Annotated in this window: 3 protein-coding genes; 2 read left to right on the top strand and 1 reads right to left on the bottom strand. The window is 61.7% G+C overall.

Annotation, left to right across the window (positions count from 1 at the left end; all coding sequences use genetic code 11):
- Positions 1–656, bottom strand: a 656-nt coding sequence (locus L0H65_RS16865) for a multicopper oxidase domain-containing protein (protein ID WP_301460390.1), incomplete at its 3' end; no start/stop codon positions are given.
- Positions 657–1,376: 720 nt separating this feature from the next.
- On the opposite strand from L0H65_RS16865, the gene L0H65_RS16860 reads away from it, so the two are divergent.
- The gene (locus tag L0H65_RS16860; RefSeq protein ID WP_301460388.1) at positions 1,377–2,576 is read left to right on the top strand and encodes a DUF932 domain-containing protein; all 1,200 of its coding nucleotides are present in this window, start codon (positions 1,377–1,379) and stop codon (positions 2,574–2,576) included.
- Between the two features lie 125 nt (positions 2,577–2,701).
- Positions 2,702–3,142, top strand: a complete 441-nt coding sequence (locus L0H65_RS16855) for a RadC family protein (protein ID WP_301460386.1) — start codon at positions 2,702–2,704, stop codon at positions 3,140–3,142.
- The last annotated feature ends 144 nt before the right edge of the window (positions 3,143–3,286 follow it).

Raw genomic sequence — 3,286 nt, 5'->3', positions numbered from 1 at the left:
TGACCCGTGCCGTCTGTCGTCATGCCGGGCATCGACATGCCGGAATGGTCCATCCCGCTCATTCCATCCGGACTCTGCGCCGGGGCATCCATTGCGCCCATGTCATGATGTGCCGCTCCTTGGGTGATCTCGGCCAGCACCTCGGCGGCAGGCCGGAATGAAAAGTCGTGCAGGAACACCACCACTTCCTGCCGGTCAGACGTCAGATCTTCTGGCCGGCGCACGATCAGGGGGGCCGCGAGCAGGCTCATCTCCTGCACCGGCACATGGCTGTGCATCCAGTAGGTGCCGGGCATCGCCGCATAGTCGTAGCTGCGCGCTTCGCCCGGCTGCAACAGCGGCATCGGCAGGTTCGGCACCCCGTCCTGCACATTGGGCGGGATCTGGCCATGCCAGTGGATGATCGTCTCCTCCGCCAGCGTATTGGTCAGATCGACGCGGAACCGCTGACCGGGATCAAGGATCAACCCTTGCCCGCCCGATCCATTGGTAAGGCCCATGACAGTGGCTGCGCGACCGCCAACCTCAATCACCCGGGATGTTGCGGCCAGCGAAAGCGGTGCGCTTTGCGCGAAACCCGTGCGCGGCAGGGCGGTGGTGGCAGCCAAGGCTGCGGATGCGGCCAGAAAGCCGCGACGTGTCAGATCATGTCTCATTTTGAATTATTCCATCAACCCCCCAAAGGGGCGCGTCGGTCTGGAGCCGCAGGACAACTCCGCTCATCAACCGTTCAGAGGAATTTCGGGGGGCGGTCGGCTGTCTCGCCCGTGCGCCCGCGCAAAACGAGGGACACGGTGGCCCGGTGCGCAACCGGGCGAAAGGCCATTTGCGCGGCGTCCGCAGAGGTAAACCAAGTTGCAATCGATCCAAGACAGGCGATCGCACAGGCGCCTGACATTGCATGATCAGAACCGCCACAATGCTTCATCGCGTCGACATGCCCGCTCTTGACTGTTTGTTCACTGTGACAGGGTGCCGTCGTTTTCTGCACTTGCCCCGCCATTGCCGCATGCGGGAGGACACCGAACAAAGCGATGGAAAGTGTAAGCAGGGCTGTGACAATAAATCGAGTCATCGAAGCCTTCAGACGGCAGTGTGACAGATTTTATGATCGGCGGGTGATTTACGCAAGACACGAAGCCGTTTTGACCCGCTTCGGGGGCCGGCGGATCAAGAATGTGTCCTTAGCTGAAGGCCAAGCTAGATTTATGCCCCTGCGAATATGTTTTTTCTAGGCTTGTGGCATTCTGAGCTTTGCGCAGCCATACGAATGCTTTCCGCCCAAACTGCTTGAGAGACAGAGACGAGTTGGTTGCTTTCGCGACAGGTTGAGGGTTGGGAGAGTGGCTTCCAACGCCTGTCACGGAGGGATGCCGATGGGCGTTGTTGAAGTTCTGGACTCGGTGCGGCCAATGAGAACGGGCGGCTGGAAGGTAGATGTGAGCCGGGGTGAGCGGAACGGGCGGGTGTCGTCCGAATGGTTCAACCGGCCAGATGATGAGCGGTATCTGTCGCTCGATGATCTTTGGGCATCGGTGAATGGTCGCTCCGAGCGCAGCCGCAGCAGGGTCGTACAAACTGCAGATATTCGGGTCGAGGCGTCGCGTGACAATGGCGAGCGCCTGCATCTGATGCTGCCGAAGGCGCAGGAACCGGTGGTGCCAACCCATTGGGCGTTCGGGCAGCTCGCCAGCATTGTTGGCGCACCCGCCTCCTACTTGCGGCAACTGCCCGCGCCGCTGGCGGGCATCAACCTGCAATACGGGCTGACCAACCACCGTGCCGAGCAGGTGAAAACCTTCGAGACCGAAGATGGCCGAACCGAACTGCGCGCCGTGACTGGCCCCGACTATGGCCGCATCCACGACTTTGAGTTGGTCGAGGCGGTGCAGCGCATCGCGGGCAATGGCACCGGCGACACGCGCTGGAAGGTGCCGGGTGTGCTGGACTGGTCGACAGGGGTCTACAACCCCGATGTTGAGATCAGCCGCGACACGACCACGCTCTATGCCTCGGACCGTGACGTCTTCCTGTTCCTGGTCGATGATCGCAACCCGATCGAAGCAGGCCGACTGCCCGACGGCTCTCCCGATCTCTACTTCCGGGGCTTCTATTGCTGGAATTCCGAGGTCGGGGCCAAGACCCTTGGCATGGCCAGCTTTTACCTGCGGGCGGTGTGCCAGAACCGCAATCTCTGGGGCGTCGAAGATTTCCAGGAGATCAAGATCCGCCACTCGAAATACGCCGCCTCGCGGTTTGCCCATGAGGCGGCCCCGGCACTGACGCGCTTCGCCAACTCCTCGCCACAGGGCTTCGTGAACGGCATCAGAGCGGCGCGGCAGCAGATCGTGGCGCGGACGGACGAGGACCGGGATGATTTCCTGAGGAAGCGCGGCTTCTCGAAGGCCGAGTCTGGCAAGATCATCGAGAAGGTGCTGATGGAAGAGGGTCGCCCGCCGGAGTCGATATTCGACTTCGTGCAGGGGATCACGCGGTTGGCGCGAGACAAGACCCAGCAGGATGCGCGGCTTGACATGGAAGGGCGCGCGAAAAAGCTCCTCGACCGGGTCGGCTGACGCCAGTTCACATCACGGCGACCGCCTGCATTTGCGGCGGTCGCAGACTTTTCCTTCATATCCACCGATGGCCGCGCCCCAAACGGGGCAAGGGCCTTCGGCGTGCGCAATTCAGCGAGGTTCTCATGACCCCCCAAGAAGAAACGATCATACTAGAGGCCCGTGACATCCTCGGCCGATACCTGAGCCAGAACCCGGTGATCGGCAGCTGGCAGGCGCTGCTGGACTACAGTGCGCTCAGCGTGCGCGGGCCTATTGAGCGCTTTCACGTGCTCTATCTCGACCGCAAGAACCGCATCATCGCGGACGAGCTTCTGTCGGTCGGCACCGTGGATCACGTCCCAGTCTATCCGCGCGAGGTGATCAAGCGGGCGCTGATTCTGAACGCCAGCGCTTTAATCTTGATCCATAACCACCCCTCAGGCGATCCGACACCTTCAGAGGCTGATCTGGCAATGACCAAAGAAATCCAGAAGGGCTGCAAATATCTCGGCCTGACGTTGCATGACCACATCATTGTCGGGGCCGGCACGGAGCTGAGCCTGCGGGGTCTCGGCAAGATCTGAAACCGCGTCCTCATCATCCGCCGCCGTCCCCTTCGAGGCAGAGGGGGGCGGTGGGGTCTTTGACGGATGAGGCGGGGAGAGAGGCTTCCCGCGCCGTCGGAGATTTTGCCCATGCTCGACCTTCCCAATCCAGTCCGGCCGACC

This window comes from Pseudorhodobacter sp., assembly GCF_030452865.1.
In the GTDB taxonomy this organism is placed as follows: domain Bacteria; phylum Pseudomonadota; class Alphaproteobacteria; order Rhodobacterales; family Rhodobacteraceae; genus Pseudorhodobacter.
The sequence above is the reverse complement of the archived record's forward strand: the minus strand, read 5'-3'. Positions and strand labels throughout refer to the sequence as shown.

Coding starts and splice junctions, on each gene's coding strand:
- L0H65_RS16860 (WP_301460388.1), top strand. CDS start 1,377: ATGGGCGTTGTTGAAGTTCTGGACTCGGTGCGGCCAATGAGAACGGGC.
- L0H65_RS16855 (WP_301460386.1), top strand. CDS start 2,702: ATGACCCCCCAAGAAGAAACGATCATACTAGAGGCCCGTGACATCCTC.